The 22,848-nt window shown below is 67.2% G+C and carries 24 protein-coding genes; 19 read left to right on the top strand and 5 right to left on the bottom strand.

All coding sequences use genetic code 11. The features are described from left to right. Positions 1-237: 237 nt before the first annotated feature. From D7Y15_RS32870 to D7Y15_RS32860, 3 genes are read left to right on the top strand one after another with little or no spacing between them, the layout of a single operon-like run. Positions 238-816, top strand: a complete 579-nt coding sequence (locus D7Y15_RS32870; protein WP_121755056.1) for a phage baseplate assembly protein V — start codon at positions 238-240, stop codon at positions 814-816. Between the two features lie 7 nt (positions 817-823). Continuing rightward, positions 824-1,498, top strand: coding sequence for a hypothetical protein (locus tag D7Y15_RS32865; protein WP_121755055.1), 675 nt, complete (start codon positions 824-826; stop codon positions 1,496-1,498). 10 nt (positions 1,499-1,508) lie between these two features. Then, complete coding sequence (locus D7Y15_RS32860) at positions 1,509-1,895, top strand: GPW/gp25 family protein (protein ID WP_121755054.1); 387 nt, start codon at positions 1,509-1,511, stop codon at positions 1,893-1,895. Between the two features lie 58 nt (positions 1,896-1,953). Here D7Y15_RS32860 and D7Y15_RS44380 read toward each other — a convergent pair whose 3' ends face one another. Next, positions 1,954-2,820 (bottom strand): hypothetical protein, encoded by an 867-nt coding sequence (locus D7Y15_RS44380; RefSeq protein ID WP_148712928.1) that lies wholly within the window; start codon positions 2,818-2,820, stop codon positions 1,954-1,956. 869 nt (positions 2,821-3,689) lie between these two features. On the opposite strand from D7Y15_RS44380, the gene D7Y15_RS32850 reads away from it, so the two are divergent. From D7Y15_RS32850 to D7Y15_RS32830, 5 genes are read left to right on the top strand one after another with little or no spacing between them, the layout of a single operon-like run. Continuing rightward, positions 3,690-5,219: a baseplate J/gp47 family protein gene (locus D7Y15_RS32850; protein ID WP_199746008.1), complete on the top strand. Its 1,530-nt coding sequence runs from the start codon at positions 3,690-3,692 to the stop codon at positions 5,217-5,219. A gap of 1 nt (position 5,220) precedes the next feature. Next, positions 5,221-5,748: a hypothetical protein gene (locus D7Y15_RS32845; RefSeq protein WP_121755052.1), complete on the top strand. Its 528-nt coding sequence runs from the start codon at positions 5,221-5,223 to the stop codon at positions 5,746-5,748. 10 nt (positions 5,749-5,758) lie between these two features. Next, the gene (locus D7Y15_RS32840) at positions 5,759-6,454 is read left to right on the top strand and encodes a hypothetical protein (protein ID WP_121755051.1); all 696 of its coding nucleotides are present in this window, start codon (positions 5,759-5,761) and stop codon (positions 6,452-6,454) included. Positions 6,455-6,458: 4 nt separating this feature from the next. Next, positions 6,459-6,854 (top strand): hypothetical protein, encoded by a 396-nt coding sequence (locus tag D7Y15_RS32835; RefSeq protein ID WP_121755050.1) that lies wholly within the window; start codon positions 6,459-6,461, stop codon positions 6,852-6,854. A 9-nt stretch (positions 6,855-6,863) separates the two neighbouring features. Next, positions 6,864-8,201, top strand: coding sequence for an Ig-like domain-containing protein (locus D7Y15_RS32830; RefSeq protein WP_121755049.1), 1,338 nt, complete (start codon positions 6,864-6,866; stop codon positions 8,199-8,201). Between the two features lie 316 nt (positions 8,202-8,517). Here the strand turns inward: D7Y15_RS32830 and D7Y15_RS44375 are convergent, their stop codons facing one another. Then, positions 8,518-9,729: a hypothetical protein gene (locus D7Y15_RS44375; protein ID WP_148712927.1), complete on the bottom strand. Its 1,212-nt coding sequence runs from the start codon at positions 9,727-9,729 to the stop codon at positions 8,518-8,520. Between the two features lie 952 nt (positions 9,730-10,681). Here D7Y15_RS44375 and D7Y15_RS32820 point away from each other — a divergent pair. From D7Y15_RS32820 to D7Y15_RS32775, 10 genes are all read left to right on the top strand, one after another. Next, positions 10,682-12,595 (top strand): hypothetical protein, encoded by a 1,914-nt coding sequence (locus tag D7Y15_RS32820; protein ID WP_121755048.1) that lies wholly within the window; start codon positions 10,682-10,684, stop codon positions 12,593-12,595. Between the two features lie 7 nt (positions 12,596-12,602). After that, positions 12,603-13,010: a hypothetical protein gene (locus tag D7Y15_RS32815; RefSeq protein ID WP_121755047.1), complete on the top strand. Its 408-nt coding sequence runs from the start codon at positions 12,603-12,605 to the stop codon at positions 13,008-13,010. Positions 13,011-13,185: 175 nt separating this feature from the next. Next, on the top strand, positions 13,186-13,482 hold the full coding sequence (locus D7Y15_RS32810) for a hypothetical protein (protein WP_121755046.1): 297 nt from the start codon (positions 13,186-13,188) through the stop codon (positions 13,480-13,482). A gap of 71 nt (positions 13,483-13,553) precedes the next feature. Continuing rightward, on the top strand, positions 13,554-13,778 hold the full coding sequence (locus D7Y15_RS32805) for a hypothetical protein (protein ID WP_121755045.1): 225 nt from the start codon (positions 13,554-13,556) through the stop codon (positions 13,776-13,778). A 114-nt stretch (positions 13,779-13,892) separates the two neighbouring features. Continuing rightward, a complete protein-coding gene (locus tag D7Y15_RS32800; protein ID WP_121755044.1) occupies positions 13,893-14,504 on the top strand; it encodes a DUF2924 domain-containing protein in 612 nt (203 codons plus the stop codon). 272 nt (positions 14,505-14,776) lie between these two features. Next, on the top strand, positions 14,777-15,115 hold the full coding sequence (locus D7Y15_RS32795) for a hypothetical protein (RefSeq protein WP_121755043.1): 339 nt from the start codon (positions 14,777-14,779) through the stop codon (positions 15,113-15,115). 290 nt (positions 15,116-15,405) lie between these two features. After that, positions 15,406-16,365 carry an amidoligase family protein gene (locus D7Y15_RS32790; protein ID WP_121755042.1) on the top strand — a complete coding sequence of 320 codons (960 nt, stop codon included), beginning with the start codon at positions 15,406-15,408 and terminating at the stop codon, positions 16,363-16,365. A gap of 86 nt (positions 16,366-16,451) precedes the next feature. Beyond that, positions 16,452-16,892 (top strand): gamma-glutamylcyclotransferase family protein, encoded by a 441-nt coding sequence (locus D7Y15_RS32785; RefSeq protein WP_121755041.1) that lies wholly within the window; start codon positions 16,452-16,454, stop codon positions 16,890-16,892. Continuing rightward, positions 16,889-17,281, top strand: a complete 393-nt coding sequence (locus D7Y15_RS32780) for a gamma-glutamylcyclotransferase (RefSeq protein ID WP_121755040.1) — start codon at positions 16,889-16,891, stop codon at positions 17,279-17,281. The genes D7Y15_RS32785 and D7Y15_RS32780 overlap by 4 nt, the downstream gene beginning before the upstream one ends. Positions 17,282-17,286: 5 nt before the next feature. Continuing rightward, a complete protein-coding gene (locus D7Y15_RS32775; RefSeq protein ID WP_121755039.1) occupies positions 17,287-17,517 on the top strand; it encodes a hypothetical protein in 231 nt (76 codons plus the stop codon). Between the two features lie 1,187 nt (positions 17,518-18,704). Here the strand turns inward: D7Y15_RS32775 and D7Y15_RS32765 are convergent. Then, positions 18,705-20,576: a HEAT repeat domain-containing protein gene (locus tag D7Y15_RS32765; protein ID WP_121755038.1), complete on the bottom strand. Its 1,872-nt coding sequence runs from the start codon at positions 20,574-20,576 to the stop codon at positions 18,705-18,707. Positions 20,577-20,636: 60 nt separating this feature from the next. Then, positions 20,637-21,242 (bottom strand): RDD family protein, encoded by a 606-nt coding sequence (locus D7Y15_RS32760; protein ID WP_121755058.1) that lies wholly within the window; start codon positions 21,240-21,242, stop codon positions 20,637-20,639. A gap of 324 nt (positions 21,243-21,566) precedes the next feature. Between D7Y15_RS32760 and D7Y15_RS32755 the strand changes: the two genes are divergently transcribed. Beyond that, positions 21,567-22,106 carry a hypothetical protein gene (locus D7Y15_RS32755; RefSeq protein ID WP_233605180.1) on the top strand — a complete coding sequence of 180 codons (540 nt, stop codon included), beginning with the start codon at positions 21,567-21,569 and terminating at the stop codon, positions 22,104-22,106. Positions 22,107-22,168: 62 nt separating this feature from the next. On the opposite strand, the gene D7Y15_RS32750 is transcribed toward D7Y15_RS32755, so the two are convergent. Then, positions 22,169-22,699, bottom strand: a complete 531-nt coding sequence (locus D7Y15_RS32750) for a hypothetical protein (RefSeq protein ID WP_121755037.1) — start codon at positions 22,697-22,699, stop codon at positions 22,169-22,171. Positions 22,700-22,848: the final 149 nt, after the last annotated feature.

Raw genomic sequence — 22,848 nt, 5'->3', positions numbered from 1 at the left:
AGTAGCGGATCCGCTTGGCCGAACCGACCGCGTCAACGCCGCGAACTCGAATCGCCGCTCCCTGACAGCTCACCAGGGCGATCCGCTTGGCCGACCCTCATGCGATCCATGGCCCCGGTCCTTGACACTTCGAGCGGGACACCGGCACCCGGTACATCGAGTACCGCCGCGACGGGCAACCCATCGGTGTCGAGGACCCGGAAGCCGGAATGAGTCTCCCCAGGTAGCGAGCCCACCATGAGCACCTTCGACGACGACATCCTCGCCCATGACACGCGCCTCCTCGGCATGTACGTGGGCTACGTCACCAGCCGCGACGACGAGGCGCAGCTCGGCCGCGTCCGCGTGTGCATCCCCGGTGTCCTCGAGCCCGAGTCCGCCTGGGCCTGGCCCCTGGGCACCTCCGGGGGCGGCGCCAAGGACACGGGCTTCTTCGCGGTGCCGCACGTGGGCGCGGAGGTGGCCGTCTTTTTCAATCAAGGGGACGTGGACGCGCCCTACTACCTCTCGGCGCACTGGGGAAAGCCGGGCGGCCAGAGCGAGGTCCCCGAAGAAGCCCAGGTGTCTCCGCCCGACAACCGCGTCCTCGCCACGCCCACCTTCCGCGTCGAGTTGGACGAGTCCGAGGGGAAGAAGAAGCTGAAGCTCACCAACCGGAAGACGGGCGACTGCCTCACCTTCGACGCGGAGGAGAACACCGTCACCCTGGAGGCCACCACCGCCCTCACCCTGCGCGCGGTCGGCGCCATCTCCTTGGAGGCCGCCCAGGTCACCATCGCTGGCCGTGTGGTGCGCCCCATCGCTGAGCCGATCTGAGGCCCGCATGCCATTGCCTATCTGCATCCACATCCCCCCGCTGCCCGAGGCGCCCACGCTCACCCTGCCTGGCGGCGCCACTTTGCAGCACCATCAGCTCCTGCAGGCCGTCCAGCCGGCGCTCGCGCCGCTCACGCCCCTCTTCGACATCATCGGTGCGGTGCTGGCCCTCGTCGAAGTCGTGAAGGCGATACCTGACGCGCTGGGGCCGCCACCGGACCCGACAGCCATCGCCGCGGCTCTGCCGAACCTGGCCGAGAAGGTGTCCAAGCTACTCCGCCTTGTCCCCCAGCTCTCGGTGCCACTCGCGGTGGTGGGCGTCATCGACATCGTCCTGGGCGAATTGGGCCACGCCCGTGGACAGCTCCTCCACCTGCAGCTGCGCCTGTCGAGCGTCGGGCAGGCCCGGCTGCGCGCCGCCCAGCTTGGAGACGCGGGCCTCCTTGCGGTGGCCGGCTGCGCGGAGGCCAACGTCGCGCAAGAGGCCGCCAATGTCGGCAAGGCCCTGGCCGCCCTCTCCCAGCTCATGGCCCTCCTCAACGTCCTCCTCGGATTGGTAGGCGGCTCCCAAGTGCCAGACTTCTCCAGCCTCGAGGGAAGCGCCCTGGAAGAGGCCATTGCCCCCCTCGACGCCATCGTCCGCACGCTGCAGCAGGTGCGCGCGGCCATCCCTATTCCATGAGGAGGACGTCATGAGTCGAGAGCTCCAGAATCTCCTCATCCCCTTCCGCAGAGACAGGAAGCGGGACTTCGCCACGGGCACCGGGGCCGAGTTGCTCGCCTCGAAGGTGCGACAGGTGCTGCTGACTGAAGGCGCCACGCCCTACTCCACCGGCGAGCTGCCCTGGCGCACCAGCTTCGGGGCCGGACTCTCGCGCCTTCGCCACCAGCGCAACGACACGGTGTTGGCGGAGCTGGCGCGCGTGTACGTCCGTGACGCTCTCGCGCGTTGGCTACCTAGCGTCCAACTCGAGTTGGTCCGCGTCGAGCAGGACGCAGCCACGCTGACGCTTCGTGTGCGCGTGCGCCAGGGCGACACGACGGCGGACTTCGACGTTCCCCTCCAGCGGGGTCCTTGAGTCGCGAGTAGCCGCCGCCGTGCGTCCACCTCACGCCGAAAACGCTGCTCATGTCCTGCTACATGCTCGTCAAACACGACTCGTGTCCTTCAGGAACGAGGGCGATCTGCCCCTTGTCGTGAATGTCCCAGCGCAGCTTCGGGCGCCCATTCTTGGTCTCCCTCACGAAGGAGGCATAGGCGAGGACAATCCGGTCTTCCTCCCACGCGGAGCGGAACTTCGGCACCACGCTGTGCTTCACCCAGAAAGCTGCAGGGGAGCGGTCACGAGTGCGGATGTTGAGCCAATTCATAGCATTGCCATGGCTGACGCTATGTAACCGGCCCCACCACAGCATTGGTTCACTCCCATCGTCCGCACCGTCAATCAGATGGATGGGACGGATGAAGTCGCGAAGTCGCCCCCCTGTCGCAAAGGGGTTCTCGAGCAGGGAGGGCAGGCTGTCCGCGATCTGCTGAACAGTAACCCGGGCGCTTGAGCGCGAGCGTGCGACTCCAGAAGCGACGCGCGGCCGAACCATTTTGCGTTCATGGTCGAGAGCAGAGCCCAGCTCGCCACCCATTGCACGCGGTGCTTCGCGGGCTGGCAGCCAAACGGGTACCAGCGTCGTCTCTGGCCCGGAAACAAAGGACGGACGTCCTGATGGAGTGGCGCCGCGCTCCGTAGCGTTGGCCTTCGATGGACGCTCGGCACATAGAACATGGTCGTAGCCAGGGTAATGCGACAGTCGCGCTACGCGGCCACCGAGTGTCCGCACCCCGTCGGTGGGCGACCTGTAAACCGGCACGCCACACCGGCCGCAGAAGCAATGGTCGACATGCTTGGTGCCGATGTCCTCAATCAGAAGGCGGGTTCCCCGAAGTAGCACCTCGTCAGGTGTATGGCGTCGGAAGTCGAACGTCGGGCAGAACCACGCTGCATCCATGCTGGAGGGCCTCCTCACGTCGAAGGGAATTCGCACGCCAGTTGCGGCACCCCATCCTACCCTCAGAGGGAGCATTCCCCCTTCAGGTAGGTCGGGAAACCGCACTCAGAGGGTCAGATGCCCCATCCAGTTGGACTGACTTACGGGGCTTGGCTGAAGCGAGCGAGGAGCGCCTTGACCCTGCTTGAGTGACTCAACTTTGCTTCGTCGCACCGGGCCGACCCAAGCCATTGTCGGACCTCCGCCGCAGGGGCAGGTGCTGCCAACTGAATCAACTGGCCTCTTCGTGTCCGAGCCGCTTCGACGAGTTCCTGCCCGAACTCGTGGTACGGCCGAGGGTTGTGCAGCCGCCAGAGCCTCCGAATGGGGAGCGCAGTGCCCCACCGCTCGACCACACCTGGATACAGGCGGACCATCTCCGGGTTTGCGATCTCGCGTGTGGAGGCGTTCGCGAGCACCGCCAGAGTGCAAACAGCAAATACCCGGCCGCATACCTCACCGGGGACCGGGCCTGCGATTTCCACGGGCTTGAGAGGAATGGCTAGAAGGACCGGATCGCCAAGGTGATAGCGGCGACCTGCATCGGCTGCATCCTGAGCCCGTGGGAAGGCTAGAACGCCCCAGTCTTCCATGTCCGTCGCATAAACATGCTTGAAGTGGATCGTGCCATTCGGCTTTATGTCCACGACGTATCCTCCGCCTGTTCGCAGGTGTAGAGCGACAGCAAGCTGCTGACTTACGGGACTTTACTGAATCGGGATAAGTACTGAAGTGCTGGAACCACGCATAGGAGTAGCGTGGCGGCGCCTGACTCGAATCGCCATCCCTATGTCCCCCTGAAGAAGTGGGTCCAAGGCCTTTGTCTCCCGGTGGAGGCCTTCGCCGACGTGCCACTTCTTCCCGCGTCCACCGACTATACCCACCGCGACTTCGACGCCCTGCGCGCGCGCCTCGTGACGCTGACGAAGAGCGTCTTCCCGGACTGGACGGACTTCGACGTCGCCAGCTTCGGCAACCTGCTCCTGGAGATGTACGCCTTCGTCGGCGACGTCCTTGGCAGCTACCAGGACAACCTCGCCCGTGAGTCGCGACTCTCCACTGCCACCCAGCGTCGCAACGTCATCGCCCTGGCGCGCATGCTTGGCTACCGGCTTCACGGCGCGCAGGCGGCCACGGCCGAGGTGGAGCTGCGCCTAGCCCTGCCTCCCGCCGCCCCCGTCACATTCCCCGCCGGCACTGTCGTCCGCACCCAGGAGGTGACAGAGGCCGCCCGCTTCCAGTTCCTCTCGTCCGTCACTATTCCGGCCGGCGCCAACCCGCCGCGCGCCCTCGCCGTGGCCGAGCACTCGAAGACGCACACCCAGCTCTTCGACGCCCGCGGCCTCGCCGACTTCGAGGCGCAACTGGACTTCGCCCCCTACCTCGACGGCTCCGCCCGCGTGTCCACCACCCAGGGCGCCTTCACCGAGGTGGACACCTTCCTCAACTCCCGCGCCTCCGACGCCCACTTCCTCGTCAGCGTGGACCAAGGAGACAAGGCCACCGTCCGCTTCGGCACCGGCACCAACGGCCTGCCACCCGCTGGCACTGTGGCGGTGGTGTACAAGACAGGTGGCGGCGCGGCCGGCAACGTGGACGCGGGCCGCCTCGTCGTCGTGGAGGGCAGCTTTCGGGACGCCCACGGCCACGCGGTGCAGGTGTCCGTCCACAACCCCGCCCCCGCCTCGGGCGGCGCGGACAGGCAGACGGTGGCCGCAGCGAAGCTGCTCGCCCCCGAGAGTCTCCGGGCCCTGACGCGCACCGTCTCCCGCGAGGACTTCGAGATCAACGCTCGGCGCCTCCCCGGCGTGGCACGTGCCCTCATGCTGACGTCCAACGAGGACGCCACCATTGGCGAGAATGCCGGCATCCTCTACGTGGTGCCCCAGGGCGGCGGAGTCCCCACGCCCGCCCTCAAGACCCAGGTGCTGAGGCAGGTGACGGAAGTCTACCCCTGCACCCTCACCTTCCAGGTGAGCGTCCAGGAGCCGGTGTACCGGCGCGTGGACGTCTCCGCGCGCCTCTTCCTGCGCCAGGGCGCCTCGGCCCAGGACATCGCCACCCGCGTCCGCCAGGCGCTGGCTGCCCACTTCCGCGTCAGCGAGCCGGACGGCACGCCCAACGCGCGCATCGACTTCGGCTTCAACCTCAAGGACGCCCAGGGCTTCCCGGCCGGAGAGGTGGCCTGGTCCGACGTCTTCAACGTCATCCGCGACGTGTCAGGCGTCCGGAAGCTGGGCGACGCGAGAATGGACCTGACACTCAACGGCCTGCCCGCGGACGTGAAGCTGACGGTGCGGGAGCTGCCGGTGCTGGGCAGCGTCACCCTGCAGGACGGGGACACCGGAGGGCTGCTCTGACATGGCCCTCCTGAATCCCAGCTTCGAAGACGCGGGCGGCCAGCCCGGCGAGGCCGCGCACTGGACGCTGACGGCGGTGACGCGCAGTGAGGACCTCGCGGGCTTCGGTGTGCCGGAGGAGGCCTGCGAGGACTTCGAGCGCTGGTACGTGTGGCGCGCCGCCCTCTCCGACGTCCCTGTGGCCCTCGCCTTCTTCTCCGGCCAGCGCGAGGGCTTCGAGGCCTTCTCTCGGGGCTGGGACAACGACGGCTTCCTCTTCGAACTACCGCCCGCACAACTCGTCCCGCACCGCTTCGAGGGCAACGTCGTCGAGACGTGGGGCCAGGGGCCCTTCCTCGCGGACTGGGCGGACGTCACCTCCGTGTCGGGCCTCTTCAGCGACTCGCCGCGCGAGGACTTCACGCAGCGCTGGCACACCAACGAGACCTACGCTTGGCGCTGGGAGGACGTGACGGCGCGCGTGGCCCTCTTCAACACGACGCACCCCACCGAGGACTTCGACACCAGGTGGCCTCTGGCCGCCACGTAGTGAGGACACCATGGCAAGCGCAGACTGGACCTACCTCAGTGGCGGACTGGACATCGCCACCGTGGACAGAGGCGTGACGGCGGGCATTGCCCGTCCCCCAGGCGGCGGCAACTTCCTCTTCGCCTTCAACTCCCTCTCCGCCGCGCAGGGCGCAGTGGGTCTCTTCGCCAACCTCCCTGACTTCGCCCCCATGACCCGGGGCGGAAGCATCCGCGGTTGCATCCAGCGCGGGCCCGGTGGAGGCCCCACCGGCTTCTCCCCCTTCCTCTTCCTCTGCGGCCAGGGCACCTCCGTCAACGACTCCGCCTACCTCCTGGGCCTCTCCGACGACGAACCGCACCGGGTGGTGCTCCGCAAGGGCGCGGTGGCCACGGGTCTTCCCGACGCGGACGGCCCCGGCGTCCTGCTGAAGTCCTCGGCCAGCTTCACCCAGGGCACCTGGCTGCACCTGCGGCTGGACGTCATTGTCAACGCCACTGGCGACGTCGTCCTCAAGGCGCTCCAGAACGACCTGGCTGCGCACCCGCTCGGCACGCCTCCCGACTGGCAGCCCGTGCCAGGAATGGCCAACTTCATCGACGACGCCCTCGGCATCAACTCCGGCAGCCAACCCCTCACCTCCGGCCGTGGAGGCTTCGGCTTCGCGGTGAAGGACGTCACCCGCCGGGCCTACTTCGACTCGCTCGAGCTCTCCCGGCAGGTGTGACGCCATGGCCCTCACCGCCTTCACCAGTCGCCTCGGCCTGGGCCAGGGGCGCATTCGGCCCCAGCGGGCCATGCCTGCCTCGGGCGAGTACCTCTTCGTACTCGGAGACGAGGAGCCTGGGCGCCGCTTCGAGTTGGCCCCCGGGGACTTCGCCGAGGTGACGCAAGCCATGGACATCACCGGCGTGGATCTGGTCCGCACCGCTTTGCGCCTCCGTGTGCCTCCAGGCGCCCCGGCGGGCCTGGCCTGGGAGGCGTCCCTCGTCGTCGACGAGGTGAAGTACGCCCGCTGCCTCGGGCGCCCCGGCCGCGAGCGCCTCGTCGGGGACATGGCCGCCAACGTCTCGAAGCTCTCCGGTGTCCACACGGTGGGTGTCCGCCTGGAACTCGTCTCCTCGTGAGGTGTCGCTATGGCCGCGGTTGAGCTGCCCGCCCTCTACGTCGACACCGTCTCCCTCTTCGCCGAGACGCGCCGCCCCCTCCTCCTCAACCGCGCTCCGGGCCCTGAGGAGGAGGACGTCCCCGTCGATGCTGCGCTGGAGTTGGAACTTGTGGACGTCGGCACGGACGGCATTGCCCGGGCGGCCACGCGCGTCTGGGTGGACGGAGTCCTCGCCTTCGCTGGCGGGGACAGCATCGAGGTGCATGCCGCCTTTGTGGGGCCCCTGGCGGAGGTGACGCAGACGGCGGACACCCTGCGTGTGGTGCTGCACCCGGCGGTGCCGCTGGCCAGCCAGGCCACCGTCTCCGTTCGCGTCGTCTCGGCCACGGCCGGCGGCGAGCACCTCCTCGACGAGACGTACACCTTCACCGTGGAGGACAGGACTGCCCCGCGCCTTGTCGGTGCGCAGGCCGTGGGGCCCAAGTCGGTGCGCCTCGCCTTCGACGAGGACGTGCGGGTGCCATCCTCGGCGCGCTTTACCTTCACGGCTCGCGGCGCGCCCGCAGTCCCAGTCACCTCCCTCGATGCCGCGGCGGACGGGCCCCTCGCCCACCTCGTCCTCGACACGGAGCTGACGCCGGACGTGGTGTACGAAGTGCGCGTGGAGGGCGTGACGGACGCGCACGGCAACCCGATGCTCGCCCCATACCACCGCGCCACCTTCGCGGGCTTCCGCCCAGCCCGGCCCCCTGCCCGGAGCTTCCAGCTCTGGGACATGCTGCCCCGCCATAACCGGCGAGACGACGTTACGGGCGACCTGCACCGCTTCATCTCCTGCCTCCAGGAGGTGACGGACTTGCTCCTCGCCGACCTGGACGCCCTTCCCGACGTCTTCGACATGGAGCGCGCGCCGGAGCCCTTTCTGGACGCCATCCTCCAGGACTTGGGAAACCCCTTCGCCTTCGAGTTGGACGTCCTCGCCAGGCGCCGCCTGGCCGCAATCCTCGTGGAGATGTACCAGCAGAAGGGCACCGCGCTGGGCCTGCGCAATGCCATCCGCTTCTTCCTCGGCATCGAGGTACGGGCCATCTCCCCCTTCGCCGCGGACACCCTCGTGCTGGCCGAGTCCGAGTTGGGCGTGGACTGGGTATTGGGCCCCTCGGAGCGCTTCGCCCGCTACGCCTTCAACGTCGAGGTGGAGCGCCCCCTCTCGCCCACCGAGCGCCAGCGCCTGCGCACCCTCGTCGAGTACGTCAAGCCCGCGCACACCCACTTCGTGGACCTCGTGGAGCCCCAGTCACCTGTCGTCCCTGCGCACTGGGAGCTGGGCATGAGTGAACTGGGGGAGACGACGACGCTGCACTGAGCGCCCTGAGGCCTGGTCCCGAGTTCTCGCACCCAGCCTTTATCTTTCCCTGGAAGGCACAAGCATGAGCGACCGGCTGGACCGCTTCAGCTAACCGCACTGTCGACGAAATCCTGTGGATTCTGCGAACAGGAGCGCACCGAAACGAACTACTGCGAGAGGAGTACCCGCCCCGCAAGACGGTCAATCGCTGGTCCCAGGGCTGGGGGAGGGACGAAACCCTCCGAGCCGTCCTTCGTGCCTTGGCACAAGTGCCTCTTCGCTGGGCTCCGGAGCTTCCGTCGTCTCGTAGGGATTGAGTACCCCAAAGATACCCTCAACCGCTCACGAGACGCTCATACGCCAGTTTACGCTCCTCCCAAATTACGCTGGAATCCAGCCGGAGCAACGGCATTGTGAGAGTTGTGCGGCCAAGATCTATCGTAGCTTCATCCCAGCCATTGGTCGCTCGACGTTGAATGTCGTCACTAACACCCTTCACGCTCGCAGAAAATGCAGCGATCGGATTCGGGTTGGACGTGGCAATGAGCCTTTCCACAACTGCGGCCAAGAGGGGTGGATTGACAACTGCGACATCCCCTAGCCGCTCCCATGTCTTCGCAGTTCCGAACGACGCCCGACAGAGGACCACGTCCACCAAATCGACGTTGCGAACGGGGCGACCGATTGCCTTCTCAACAATCGCATCAATCCGAGCAGGCGAAAGCTTTCGGAGCGCACTTAGTTGACGAAGCGCCTCCTTCACTCGACTTTCGGTCGCCGCAACCATCCGTGCCCCTTGTGGCGCAATTGATGCTTTGGCCTGAATATGGAGGGCTCTATTTTCCCTCTCGCTATACACAAGGAGGTCGATGTCGCCCCCGCCCCAGTCGATTTCCTGCGCCAGGACAACATCCGAAAGACGAGACAGGGACCGCTTCGCAACATCGATGAGGGCCGGCTCAAGATGCTCGGAAACACGTTCATCAAAAACCTGAGTATGTGCCCTATTCAAGGCATACAGCACATTCCGACTAGACAGCACTGAGCGGAGCGCATCTGGATTGAACTGAAGGGAACCGGAGAGTCGCGCAATCGGCGGAAAGAAACCATCGCCAACCTGGCTTGCCTCTCTCTCTGCAGGCGAGAACGAGAAGAATTGCATCAGATGGTCGTATTCAGCTCCCGAAAGGTTCGTAATATTCAGCACCAACCCTCCAAGAAAATTCTCCCGAAGCAGCGGCGCTGTCCACTCCATGCATTCAAAGAGCAGTTCGCGCTGACGTCGGCCATTTGAAGAACGAGCTCGGCGTGCAAATGCTTCAGCCAGCAGAAGACAAAACTCGCTAATGCCCGCCCAGGCCGATCGGAAGCGGTTGAATTTTTCCAGCGACACCCCAAACGCCGCTTCGCACCCCTCATCCGTCAATATTGGAATCTCTCGAATCCCGAGCCTGATCTCTTCGTAGAGCAGCTTGGTGATAAGCGTAATATCCACCAAGAAGTCTCCCCCTTCATGGTTGTATTTCTGCTTAATGAAACGGTCCACGAGCCCGGATAGTCGAGACTCGAAGTTCTGCCTCGACCGTAGGAAGTACGGCGTGGAGATTTCGGTAAGTGCGATATCTCGAGCTTCGAAGTAGCGAACGCTGTCGTTTATGTGCGTTAGTCTAAATCCGGACGCAGCATCTCCGCTTACCGAGTAGTACCCTCGATGAACCTCGGGCATTAGCTCACTGAAGTGGGCATATGCCAGAAGAAATGCCAGCTCCGCCAAGCATTGTGGTGTGAGCGGGCTTAGCGCATTTGCCAAATTAAGTCCCAGCGGTTCCACAGGGCAGTCGAGGAGCAGCGGGAGCAGATAGGACAGTCTATTGACTATCGCGGACCCAACATCTTCGTTCTCTCGACTCTCTGGCGAAGTCCGTGGCCCATGAAAGCGGTTATCCACAACGCCGTAGAGAGCCGAGAGCACTGTCCGAAATGGTAGTTTCAGGAGCTGCAAGGCCTTAACGTCCTTGTCCAGCTGAGCTTCCAACTCGCGGAGTGCCGTCTGAGAGTCCATGCCTCCGAATGTTACTTGGGGCCCGCCTGAAGCACAGAGCGCGATTCTCGCGTGGTGCGAGCAAGACCGGCGCCGTCTGCAGCGGCCAGGCGCTTCGTCCCCTTGCCTCGTTCGGACTTTCCGACGCAGTCCCCCGTTTCGCCAAGGCGAGGAACGCGTCGACGAAGCTCTCCTCCAGGTCCAAATCACCCCACTCCTTGAACGCCTCACCACGGCACGCAGGGCGGCTCGGGGGAGCCGTTCATTCCCCCAGCGCCTGCGCGCAGTTCGCTCACACCCACTTCGTGGACCTCGTGGAGCCCCTGTCCCATCCTCCCCGAGCACTATGAGCTGGGCATGAGTGAACTGGGGGAGACCACCGTCCTGCACTGACAGTCGCTCACCATGTCCCCGATTTCTCGCGCCATGCCTTTGCCGTCCTCTGGAGGGCGCAGGCATGAGCAACCGGCTAGATTTTTTCTTCAGGCAGCGCGTGACAGAGGCCGAGCTGGATTTGGCCTTCGCGCAGTTGGAGCAGGCGGACAGAAACCTCGCCTCGGACTTGGGCGTCCACGGCATCATCTCCGGGGCCCTGCCCGCGCAGCACGCGCCCGTGGCCAACCTCACCGTCGACCTGACGGCCCCAGCCCGCGCCTACGACAACCTCGGCCAGCGCATCTTCTTCGGCACGGGGCAGACGGTGGACTGCGCGGTGGACATCTCCGGCATCCCCACCGACGTCTCCACGGCCGGCAGTGAGCGGTGGGTGGGCATCTTCCTGCGATTCACCCGCCTGCTGTCGGAGCCGCGCACAGACGGCAACTCCCAGCAGGTGTACTTCCGCCGCGACGAGTCCTTCGAGCTGGTGGTGCGCCAGGCGCCGGAAGGCCCCGCCGGCCAGGCGCCCAAGCCCACCCTACAGCCCGACGAGTTGCTGCTGTGTGACGTCAGGCGCCGCCCCGGGCAGACGCAGATTCTCGCCGTGGACTTGGACACCTCCCGCCGGCAGTCCTTCATCTTCGCCCGGGGCACCTCCGTGGCCGTGGAGAGCGGCGCCTGGGACATCCTGAGCCCCAGCGCGCAGACGGTGCAGGCGACGCTGGACTCGGTGGACGGCGAGTTCGCCGGGCACTTCTCCGGCGACACCCGGAGACATGAAGCCAGCGACGTGGACTACGCCCCCCACGGCTTCATCACATCCACCACCGTGCAGGAAGCCGTGGACGAAGTCGTCGACAAGCTCTCCTCGGCCACCACTGGCACACCGGGCGCCTCGCGCGTGGGCGCGGATGCGGTGCCCGGCACACCCAACCTCCTGCCGGCGGGCACCGTGGATGCGCAGCTCTCCTCGCTGCTGAGCTTCGTCAACGCCCACCAGGGCGCGGCTACCGGGGCCCACCGCGCCAGCGCCATCGGCGCTTCGCCCCATGGCTACGTCAGCAGCACCAGCGTGCAGGCCCAGTTGCAAGAGGTCGTCACCCGCCTCGGTGAGACGACAGCCGGAAGCCCCGGGACGTCTCGCGTCGGAGGAGACACGCTCGCCGGGACGCCCCACTCCCTGGCCGCTGGCAATCTGCGGCAACAGGTGACCGCGCTGCTGGGTTTCCTCAATGGACACGTCACCCAGGGGGCGGGGGCCCACGCAGCCTCCGCCGTCTCCGTCGCGGACACGGGCGATCTCCTCACGGCAGGTACCGTCGAGGCGGCCCTCAACGAAGTCCTTGGGGCCTTCAGCGGCGGGCACTTCCGCGGCAACGAGACGGCGGCAGGCCAGCACAAGGTCATCGTCCAGCCCGTCCTGGGCTCCGGTCGCGTCCTGCTCTTCGACTCCCGGGGTGCTGGCAGCTCGGCCTGCCGGCTGCGCCTCTTCGCCGACAACGCCTCTGTGTGGTTCACGCTGAATGCCAACTGGAATGGCACCGCCTGGGCCCGGGACGACACCGCCCTCTCAGCTGGCGGCTTCCGCCTCTCACGCAATGAGGCCGAGTTCCTCCACGACAATAGCATGGCCGCCACCTTCTCCTCGTGGACGCGCACTTGGAGGCTGTCCATGGGCACTGCCGCCAACAACTCCGCCTTCGAGTTGACGGGCAGCGGCCTGCGCGAGGAGGGCCGCTTCGGACTGGAGTACTGCAACAGCGACACCGTCGCGCATGACTTCCTTGCTGGCGGCGGCTCGGTGACGTTCCGCAGTCGCTTTCCCACCGCGCCCTCCTCCATCACCTTCACCCCCTACGCCACCGGCGGCGGCTTCGCCGGCAACCCCACCATCCTGGTGCCGGACCGGGACGGCTTCGCCTTCTACAGCCACCAAACCATCCCCGCGCTTGGAGCCACGTACTGGTTCGGCGCGTACATCGCCATCGCCTGAGGATTCCATGGCCCTCCTCGAAATCGCCGAGACGCACGTCCTGCAGCGTTGCACGCGGTGTGACAGCAACAACCGCTCCGCCCTCGAGTCCCTGGAGGTGGGCGTCTCCCGCCGTGAGGACGTGGACGACGGCCTCGTCCAACTTCCTCCATGCGCTTCTTGCCGCTCCTCCGAGTTCCTCATCCGCGCGGCCGAAGGCGAGCCGGAGCATCCAGCGCCTGGCAGCTTCGGCCACCTGCACCGGCTCCTCGTCGGCCATCTCCACGCCGAGCTCGTCCAGCGCGGGCGCCTCCACAGGGCGCTCAAGCCGAAGGGGGGCACCGCCCCGCAGGTGGTGACGCAGCCCCTGACACAGGAGGCTCGGGAGCGCTGGTTCCCTCGGGGCCTGCGAATCGAAATGCCGCCCGACGAGTAACCCCGCGCCCCGGAGGACTCCAGCCAATAGCCATACACTGTCAGCAAAAACAGAGAACACCTGACGCCGGCCGCGCCCCGGGGCGCCCCAAACCCCTCTCCACTCCTCTTGCTACGTCTCGCGAGCAGAGCGTGTATGTCTTCGCGCGCTGCCCACTGCGCGCCAGGAGACGCGCATGGTCATCGGCATCGAAACCACCTACCTCGGCAATGAAATCCCCGGTCTCAACGGGAAGAAGGTCCGTATCTTCGCCGTGTTGCGCGGCGGACTCCGCCCGGACGCCGACCCGGATTCGAACGACTATTACGCGGACACCGACGAGAAGCTGGCTCGCCTCGGCGGCGTCACGGCCGAGGACCGCATCGACGCGGCTCCCGTCAACTGGAATGGCAGCACCAGCTTCGTACATGTCGACCCTCGCGCCATCGACCTTGAGTGCTTTGCGCACCTGAAAAAGCCGCGCGGAGAATGACTTGCCACACACGAAAAACAGAGCGCGTATGCCTCACGCGCGCCACCCAAGGCGCACGGACGGACGAAACAATGACACCCCGCAAGTCCCGCCCTGTCGGCACCGCGAAGCCCGACCCGGCCCTCGAAGAGACCCTTGAGCGCATCGCGCGCGAGACGCTGAACATCGAAACCCTGAAGACACGCAATAGCGACAGCCTCGACTTCCACGAAGTTGCGGTGTGGCGCCTGAAGGAGTCCCTCAATGCGGCCTACCAGGCCGGCCTGAGCTCCGCCAGCAGCGCCCGCAGCAAGTAGCGCCTCCTCTCACCATTCACGCTCCGCGCAGCGGGGCAGCAGCGCACGAGGGCCACCGGGCCGCCCTCGTGAACGGCAGACGTGTACCCACGGCCCGGAAAGGAAAACACCACCATGTCCCGCACCACCGCCCCGAAGAAGAAGCTGGAGTCCATGAACCTGACGGAGCTGCGCGCCCGCTACCTCGAAGTGGTGGGCGAAGAGACGCGCAGCCCCAACAAGAAGTACCTCATCCGTCGCATTGAGGAGACCCTCGCCGCGAAGAAGCGGCGTAGCCCCACCCACCGGGCGACGGCCACGCCTCCCAGCGCACCTCCGGCGCCTGCGCCACAGGCCGCCTCCACGACGGACGTCACGCAGCATGCCCACGGGCGCGGACGCTTCGCTGGCCTGTCCGTCCAGGAGCTGCAGGCGAAGTACCTCGAGGTCGTCGGACGGCCGACGGGCAGCAGCGACGTCGACTACCTCAAGTGGAAAATTCGGGAGGCGGAGGCTGGACGAGTCACCGTGGGCCCACGCCCGGAGCGCGAGGCGAAGGTGCGCGAGGACGGCAAGCGCATCATTCCCCTCTCCTTCGACGCAGAGGCGCTGGCGGCCCTGGACAAGGCCTGGCGCGACGCGGGCCTTCCGAGCCGAACGCGCTTCTTCATGCGCGCAGTGCACCGCGAACTCAAGGCGATGGGTGCCACCGAAGCCGCCGCGCACTTTGCCCCGAAAGAGGGGTGAGGCCCGCCATGGCGACGAGGCAACAAGCCACCGAGGCTCGCGTGTCGGTGGCGCTTCGCAGGGCGCTCGCGGGGCGCCCACGGCCCAACACAAGGGCGACATGCCTCACGCCACCCGAAGGCGCAAGGGGAAGAGGCCCCTGCAAAGGCATACCCACCCACAAACACAAGTCACAAACCACTACAGAGGACTTGATACACCCGCCAACCAGAGCGCGTATGCCTTTCGCGACGGGCAACAAAGCACCGCGCCAACCAACAGGAACACCGATTATGAGCGCCACGGCCTCCACCTTCCACGTTGTCCCGATGAAGGTGATTGAGTTCAGCAGCGCCGAATTGACCCTGAACCTCGGCAAGAGCCGTTCCGGCACGCCCCAGCCGCAACTGGACATCTTCCTTCCGTCCGGCGCCACCCACCGGAAGATGAGCGCGTTGCTCCACACCTTCGCCGCCAGTCTGGAGCTGAACACCCCTGCCAGCGAGCGGTGGATCGTGCAGAGCGAGCGCCTCTCGGAGCCGAACCGCGGTCGCATCTACCTGGAGCTGGCTGAAGGGGACCATGCCGAGGCCATGCGCGGGATGATGCTCCTCAACACCCTGCTGGGCTGAGCGGTGCAAAGGGCAATCCGCGTCGGAGCACCGCGCGGATTTCCCCGTCCCGCCTGCCGAGGCAATCACACACGCTGGAATTCCGCCTACCGCCCCCCAGGACGGGCGGACTGGCCGCACTCCTCCACAGGCGCCCGGCGCGAAACCCAGCGTGTTCTCGCGACTATCCAAGACACACCCAAATCTGCCTTCCTGACCATCGAAGTGGACTTGCTTCATTCGCACACCAGAGCGTGTATGTGTTTCGCGACGGGCGCCGCAGCCCCGCGCGAATGCGAGAGGCAAACCCCATGAAGACGCTCCGGTTTGGGATTGAGATTGAGACGGTTGGCGCCAGCCGCCAGAAGCTGGCCCACGCGATTCAGGGCGCGGTGGGTGGGCAGGTTTCCGGCGACTACCGGGGCTGGCAGGTGACGGACGCCCAGGGCCGCACTTGGAAGGTGGTGCCGGACGGCTCGCTGAGCGGGGGCGAGTACAGCGGCGAAATTGTCTCCCCCATCCTCACCTACCAGGACATGGACGCCTTACAGCAGGTGGTGCGCGCCGCGCGCGAGGCCGGCGCCCGCGCTGACTCGTCGACGGGCATCCACATCCACGTCGACGGCAGCCGCTTCGACGCCAAGGGCGTCACCAACCTCGTGAAGATGGTGCACAAGCAGGAGCGCCTCCTGGAGACGGCCCTCGGGGTGAGCGCGGCGCGACTGGCCCGGTACTGCCGGCCCATCGACGCGGCCTTCATCCAGCGGCTGGAGGCCCGGCGCCCGCGCACCCTGCAGGAGGTGAATGAGGCTTGGTACGGACGCCGCAACCTCTCCCCGCAACGCTACGACCAGAGCCGCTACCATGGCCTCAACCTCAACAGCCTCTTCTTCCGAGGCACCATTGAATTCCGGTACTTCAACGGCACGGTGCACGCGGGCGAGGTGAAGGCCTACGTCCAACTGGTGCTCGCCCTGGCCGCCCGGGCCCTGGCCTCGAAGGCCGCCTCCAGCAAGCGCCGCGATTTCAACCCCGCCACCGCGAAGTACGACTTCCGGGTGTTCCTCCTCCACCTGGGCCTCATCGGCGAGGAGTTCAAGACGGCCCGCACCCACCTCCTCAAGAAGCTGGAGGGCAGCGCAGCCTGGAAGGGCCAGCGCCGCGACAGGCGCGGCTCGGGAGGGGAGGAGGACGGCTCGCCCGGCAGCGAGGGCACACAGGGCGGCAGCAACGGCGCCCAGGGCAGCACCCATGAGGCCCTGGCCGCCTGAAGCGGCCTCAACGCCGGGCCCCCTCGGGGCCCTGGTCAGCCACGACAACGGCGGGCCACGCGCCCGCCTTCCACGAGAGAATCCCCATGCTCTACTTCGCCTACGGCTCCAACCTCGACAGGGCCCAGATGCGCACGCGCTGCCCTGGCGCCACCGTCGAAGCTCGGGCCACCCTGCCCGGCCACACCCTCGTGTTTGGCGGGTACAGCCGCCGCTGGGGTGGTGCCGTCGCCAGCCTCCAGCGCGTGCGCGGTGCCCACGTCGAGGGGTTGCTGTATCGCCTCACCCCGGAGGACTTGCGCGCCCTCGACGTCTTCGAGGGGCACCCCTTCTCATACCGGCGCTCCACGCGACTGGTGGCGGACAGGACCGGCCACCGCCGCCGCGCGTTGGTGTACCTCCAGCCCGAGGCGCGCTTCGAATCCTGGCCTCCCGCCGCCCGCTACTTCCTCGTCCTCTGGCACGCCTACGGGCGCCTGGGCTTCAACCGTGCCGCGCTCGCGGACGCCCTGGGTGGTGCGGCGTGAAGCGCGCTTCAACCTCAGCCACGCGCGTCTTCGTCTACGGGACGCTGCTGTCTGGCCAACCCAACCACGGCCTCCTGCGTGGCGCACGCCTCATCGGTCCGGCGCGGACACGTCCCCGCTTCACCCTCTACGACTACGGGCCCTTCCCCGCTCTCTCGGCCGGGGGCAAGCACGCCGTCAAAGGAGAGGTGTACGAAGTCGACGCGCTCATGCTGGCTGCGCTCGACAGGCTCGAGGGCCACCCTCGCTTCTACCAGCGCACGTCCATTGCCCTCGACCGTGCCGGCCGCGTCGAGGCATACCTGCTTCCCAAGGAGCGGTTGGCTGGCCGCCCCATCATCGAGTCCGGTTGCTGGCGTCGGCACCTGAAGGAGAGGAAGTCATGGTAATTGTCATGCGCGACGGGCGTGTCCTCCAGGGCACTGCCGTCCAAATCGTGAAGGGAATGCAGGACATCGCCTTCGGCGTGGAGCGCTTGTCCTTGGGCGAGTACATCAACTGGGTGGTAGGCAACGCCCAGCGCTTCGAGTCCACCGAGTTGCGCGTACAGGGCGAAACCGACGAGGAGAAGGCCGCCTCGCTCGTGGATGAGATGCTGCGTGAGGGCCTGGCGGCGCGGGGATGAGTCAGGCTGTCATGGCATGCCCATGCGGCCTGAACCCATCCGCCCGCCAAAGGCTCCTGTTTCACCGGATGTTTCACACACGGCTGGAAAGCGCGCCTCATGCGTGGTGCTCGCCACTGCGGAGAGGCAGCTTTCGCGCAGCGAGCAACTCACTCCCGCAGTGCTTCCTGCACCGGAGTATTAGCGCACAGCGAGTCTTGGGTCTCCGCGAGCTTTAACACCTCCTCGGCGCCAAGCACGTGCAGCACCGCGGTCTCTGCTCGTCGGTACTCCGCTTTCGCCCTTTGTCCCCCAAGGCGCCCCCTCCTCCACTTAAGCACTGCTCGACTACGACACATGCCCAGAGGATGGTAATCATCACCCGCCGTCCCAACGCGCATTCGCCCCGAATACACAGCAATGCGATCAAAGCCACGCATGCACAAAATCCCGCGCACTCCCATTTCGAAGGCTCACGGCGCACCTCCCTCCACGAAGGAACCGCTGCGCCCGTCCGCTCGGAAGCCCACGGGCTCTCTTGAGTCGTCCTTCCGCGCCGCCCTCGATGAGGAGGTGGCGCGCCCAATCGCCAGCCTCGTCGCGAGACTGGCCCAGGTGGCGAAGCGCCTCGCCCCGGGGCCCCAGCAGGCAGCGTCGCGCCAGCACCCAAGCCACGACGCAAGGCCTCTGCCCCCCGCGCAACCGCAGCGCCCGCTCCCGCTCCCGCTTCCCGCGCCTACGGCCAGGGCATGCGCCGTCATCGGATGCAAGCGCCCCCACCGTAGCCAGGGCTACTGCGCGGCGCACTACCAGAAGCGGCGCCTCATGGTGGCCACGGACCGCCTGCACTCCGCTTGGGTGGAGGACGCCGCGCCTCACAGCGTCCCCGAAGTCATTCTCCCGCGCGGACGCAGGCCCAAGGCCGACGCCGCGCCTGCTACACCGCCCCCCACCGTCACCCCGGCCCCTCGCATGTGGGTGCGAAAGAAGGGGGCAGCAGGCGCGGACGGCACCTCCGAACCTGGGGCGCCAACGCCAGTTGGGCAACCGGAAACGAGTCTCCTCGCGTCGGAGCGCGAGCGCGCCACGGCCACCGCCCAGCGCTGGGCCAGCGAGTTCCGCTCGCAGACGCGGCGCGCCTGAAGCGCCCCCGCCCGCGCCAGGCCCCCTCCTGCCCCGGGAGGGGCGCCCGTTCCCGCGCGGGGGCGTCAGGGCCGTCCGTCCGGTTCGACGGGGGCCAGGCGCCCGTCCACCGTGACGCGAAGCACGTGGGCCGGAGCGAATGCGCCAGCCCGGCCACACACGACTTCATCGAGTCGCTGATTCGTCGTCCCCACGACGAGGTCCCCCGCATCATCCAGCGCGTATGCCATCGGTGCACCTGGGAGAGTCACCCAAGGCGTGGCGCGCCACCGCCCCTCAGACTCGTCGACACGCACCAGCCGCCCCGCACCGCCAGCCAGGTGTGCAAGGCCCTCCACCACCACGAGGGTGCCGTGCATCCGCACCGCTTGCAGGGGGTTGGCCTGGGGTTCCTCCAGCACCGTTACCCGCCCGGGCTCATGCACCTCCAGCGTGCCCCCAAACTCCCCGTCATCCCGTCCGACGAGGCAGGCCTCCCCCACGGCTTCGAGGACGGACGCCGAGTCCCCATCAGGAACATCCGCACACGGCCCCAGCCGCGGGGGCGCCTTCGGCTTGTCCCAGTGCAATTGGATGGAGGTATGCCCCTCGCGCAGCGTCCACCCACCGGAGCGTCTTGGACTGATGTGGGCGCAGTCGATGGACTCCGCAGGCTGCACCTCCTGCCCGGAGAGTCCCTCCAAGGCCAACCTCGCGTGGCTCCGCGCCACCGGCGAGGCGTGTGTCGCCACCACCTGCTGGAACAGCGGCACCAGCCCCTCCGCATGCGCCCGGAAGGAGTAGCTGCCCAGCGCATCAACCGCCGCGGCCTGGACCTCGCTATGCGGCGCGTACACCGCCTGGCGCAGCGCATCGAGGGCGACTGCGTCTCCCACGCGTCCAAGGGCCTCCGCGGCCCGCGCGCGCTCCCAGCCCTCCTTTCCCGTGGCCAGCAGCCGCAGCAGCGGCTCCGTCGCGGCTGGCCGCGCCACGTCCCCCAGCAACACAAGGCTCGCAAGAGCCCGGGCACGGCACTCAGGCACGGCGAGCTGCTCAAGGACGCCCGGCACCGCAGCAGGACTCCCGAAGGCCACCAGCGCCTGCAGCGCCACGGGTGTGAGGCGCACGTCCGCCCGCTGTAGCGCCTGTAACGCCTCGGGCGCGGCCTTCGCCCCCAGGCGCACGTGGGCCGCCAGCACGGACGCTACGTAGGCAGCTCGCGGGGTGCACCCGTCGAAAACCGCCTCGCAGCCTGGCTCAGGCACCGAGGGGCAGGACGTTCCGGGTGGGCGCCGCAGAATGGGCTCCTCCAGCTCCCGGGCGAGGAGCATCCGCAGGCGCGTAACGGACGTCTCCGTGTACATGGAGGAGCGCCGGGCGAGGACGTGGCGCACCAGCACCAGCGCCTCCCAGCTCGACTCCGGATTCTCCAGCACCTCTACCAGCACCGGGGCCAATGTCGGGCCGAGGTGCTCCAGGGCCGACGTGGGCGACTCCAGGAGGTGGCGCACAATGGCTGGCGCTGCTCGCTCGTCATCGAGAGAGGAGAGCGCGTGTAGGGCCAGCCCGCCGGGCTCCCGCTCATACGCCTCGATGAGAGCAGGCACGGCACCCGTGGCCTTCCCCTCCATGTTCGCCAGCGCCTGCGCTGCACCGCCGCGCACGCGACGCTCAGGGTGCCGAAGCAGCGAAACCAGCCGAGAGACGACGACCTCTCCCTCTCGCCCCAGTTTCCAGGCCGCACACGCCTGCTCCGGCGGCAACCACTTCTCCCCCGTGTCGGGGCTGTGGGTTTCCTCCAGCAGCGCAAGGCACGCATCAGCCCCCTTGCAGCAGCCCTCCCACGTCCTGGTGTCATCCCGCTTCCATGGCCGGGAACACCCCAGCGACAGCGCCACCACCGCGCACACGAGCCCGGCCAACCAGCGGGGACGCTCGGACCTCACCTCTCCCTCCATGTCAGTTCCTCTCATTCTCCCCTCGCTGTGAAGGGACTCCGAACCCAACGCGTCCGCCAGTCACGCACCGCGCAGCGAACGAGCGCCGCGCCCGAGGGCCTTCACGACACGTGTGCCGGCCACCCAGTCGTGGAGACATCGCCGCTCCTCTCCGACGAAGAAGAGCGCATCCACGAGGCCGAACCAGACGCAGTAGCTGCAGAGCGCCATAGGGAGCGCGTTCCTCAGCAGGGCAATGCGCCACAGCTCGGCCGGGTGGCCATCTCTCCGGACGACTCGAATCCCCAAGAGCCTCTTGCCGAGGCTCGCTCCAGTGCCTCGAATCAGGCTCGCATGGACAAGCAACGCAAGGAGCGCCGGGATGTACACGACTGAAGCCTTCATCGCCGGCTCGCCGGGCAGCGCCAGGCACCGGAGGACGCCCAGGAACAGGGACGGGAGCACGAGTGCAGCACCATCGACAAGGAATGCGGCGAGCCGGGCCCTGCGCGTCGCCAGCTCCGGAGCCGCATGAAGGCACCGGAAGCACAGGCCCGCACTGGACAAGGCACAGAAGGCACAGATGAAGGTGCCGCAACGAGTACAGGCCAGGGCGGTGGAGAAGCCAGGATGCTCGGAGCATGGGAACTCCGAAATCAACTCGAGGGCCTCGCGGAAGTCGGACATGGAGGGCCGCAGCACAGCCAGAGCCGCCCCAAGGCAGCAAGCTCCTTCGGCGAGAAATTCCCGCCCACCCCAACAAACTCGACCCAACAGGTCCAGTTCACTGGACCATCACGACCGTCCCTCTGGCACCCACGGGTTACCTCGACGCCTGATTCCGCTGCCTAGAAGAGCATCCCGCTCAAGGTACGGGCCCTCGAAGCGCACTCCTCCAGGGCGGCTCCTCCAAGGAGGTGCCCAAGGTCCAGCGAATGGTGTATTCCCTATCGCGCTCGCTCCAGTAGGCTGAGTCCAAGACACCTATCCAGCTTGGAGCTTGCCGTGCCCATGCTGCCCCCGATGCAGCAACTGCGGATCCCAACTCCTGCAGTGCCGCGGAATAGAACGACCAGCAAGCAAGAGCGGAAGGCCACTGGCCTCGTAGAGAGCGGCAGACTCCATCTCTCCTTGTCCAACGCGAGCTTCACGGAGTTCGAACGCACGTTCCTCGAGCGCCAGCAGGCCTGGCTGCGCGCCGCTAGGGCACCGCCAGAGCGCCTCGCTATCAAGAGAAGGACAGCCGAGGACATTCTGCTGGGCGCCCATGGCCGCGAATGCACCTGGAAGGAGTTCAGCCGTGCGCTCCGCCGCACCGAGAAGCTCGGCTACGACAACGTCGGAAGGCAAGCGCACGTGGCCTGCCTCTTCGCAATGACGGCGAATCAGTTTCCCGACCAGGCCGACAGGGCCCGCCGCAAGCTGGATGAGGCGGAGCGGCGCGTGCTCCTTCTGCGCAGGGACCACCCTACGCGGATGGAACTCCTCGAGGAGATTTCGCACATTCGACGCAAGGCCCGATGGAAGGCCCCTGCTCGACGGACGAGCTAGACTGCACTCGCTGCTGTGCGAGCGGAGGGCGGTTGCGCGTGTGCAGAGCGCAGCGGACCGCCCTACGACGCCGGCCGCACCCATCGCCACATAGAGCGCTTCGAGACGAACTGCCAGCGGGCGAGGGACAGCCAGGGCCCGTGGCGCTGGCGTGTGAGGTATCCGCGCGCCTGGCGCTCCATCGCGCCGCTCCAGGCGAAACCAGTCTCGGACGACACCGGCGGGACGGCGACGGGGCCACGCAGGTAGACGGTTCGCACCGGCAGGCCCTCATGGGCCTCGCGTTGACCTGCCTCTTCGATTCCGAGCCGTGAGCCCTCGGCCTCCAAGAGCAAACCGAAGATGACGGCGTAGCGTGCGGCCTCCCGCGCCCAGGCAGCATGCGGCGGCGTGTGGCCCTCGTCGATGACCGGGGAGCACTCCGGACGAGGGCCCTCCTCCAAGTCCTCGCCCGTCCACCGGGGCCGCCAGGACGCGAGGACGGAACGTCCATCGCCGAGCTGCCCCAGCAGATACATGGTGCCGTCCAGGCTGTACCCGGACAGAGAGAGGGTGTCGCCGAAGAGGCGGGTGCCCTCGTCTGGGTGTCGCACTTCCACAAGCCAGGGCTGGCGCGTAACCGTCCGGCCAGTGACGTGCCGGGACGCTTGAAGACAGGCCCCGACCGTGCTCGGCGAGCGCCGCGAGGAGTGAGCTGTTCAGGGACTGGGCTGGAGGGGTGACTCGGGCGGGTCGGCGGTGC

Origin of the sequence: Corallococcus sp. AB030, assembly GCF_003668965.1 — a bacterium.
Lineage (GTDB): Bacteria > Myxococcota > Myxococcia > Myxococcales > Myxococcaceae > Corallococcus > Corallococcus exiguus.
Note: the sequence above shows the minus strand (reverse complement) of the source record. Positions and strands in the feature narration are given on the sequence as shown.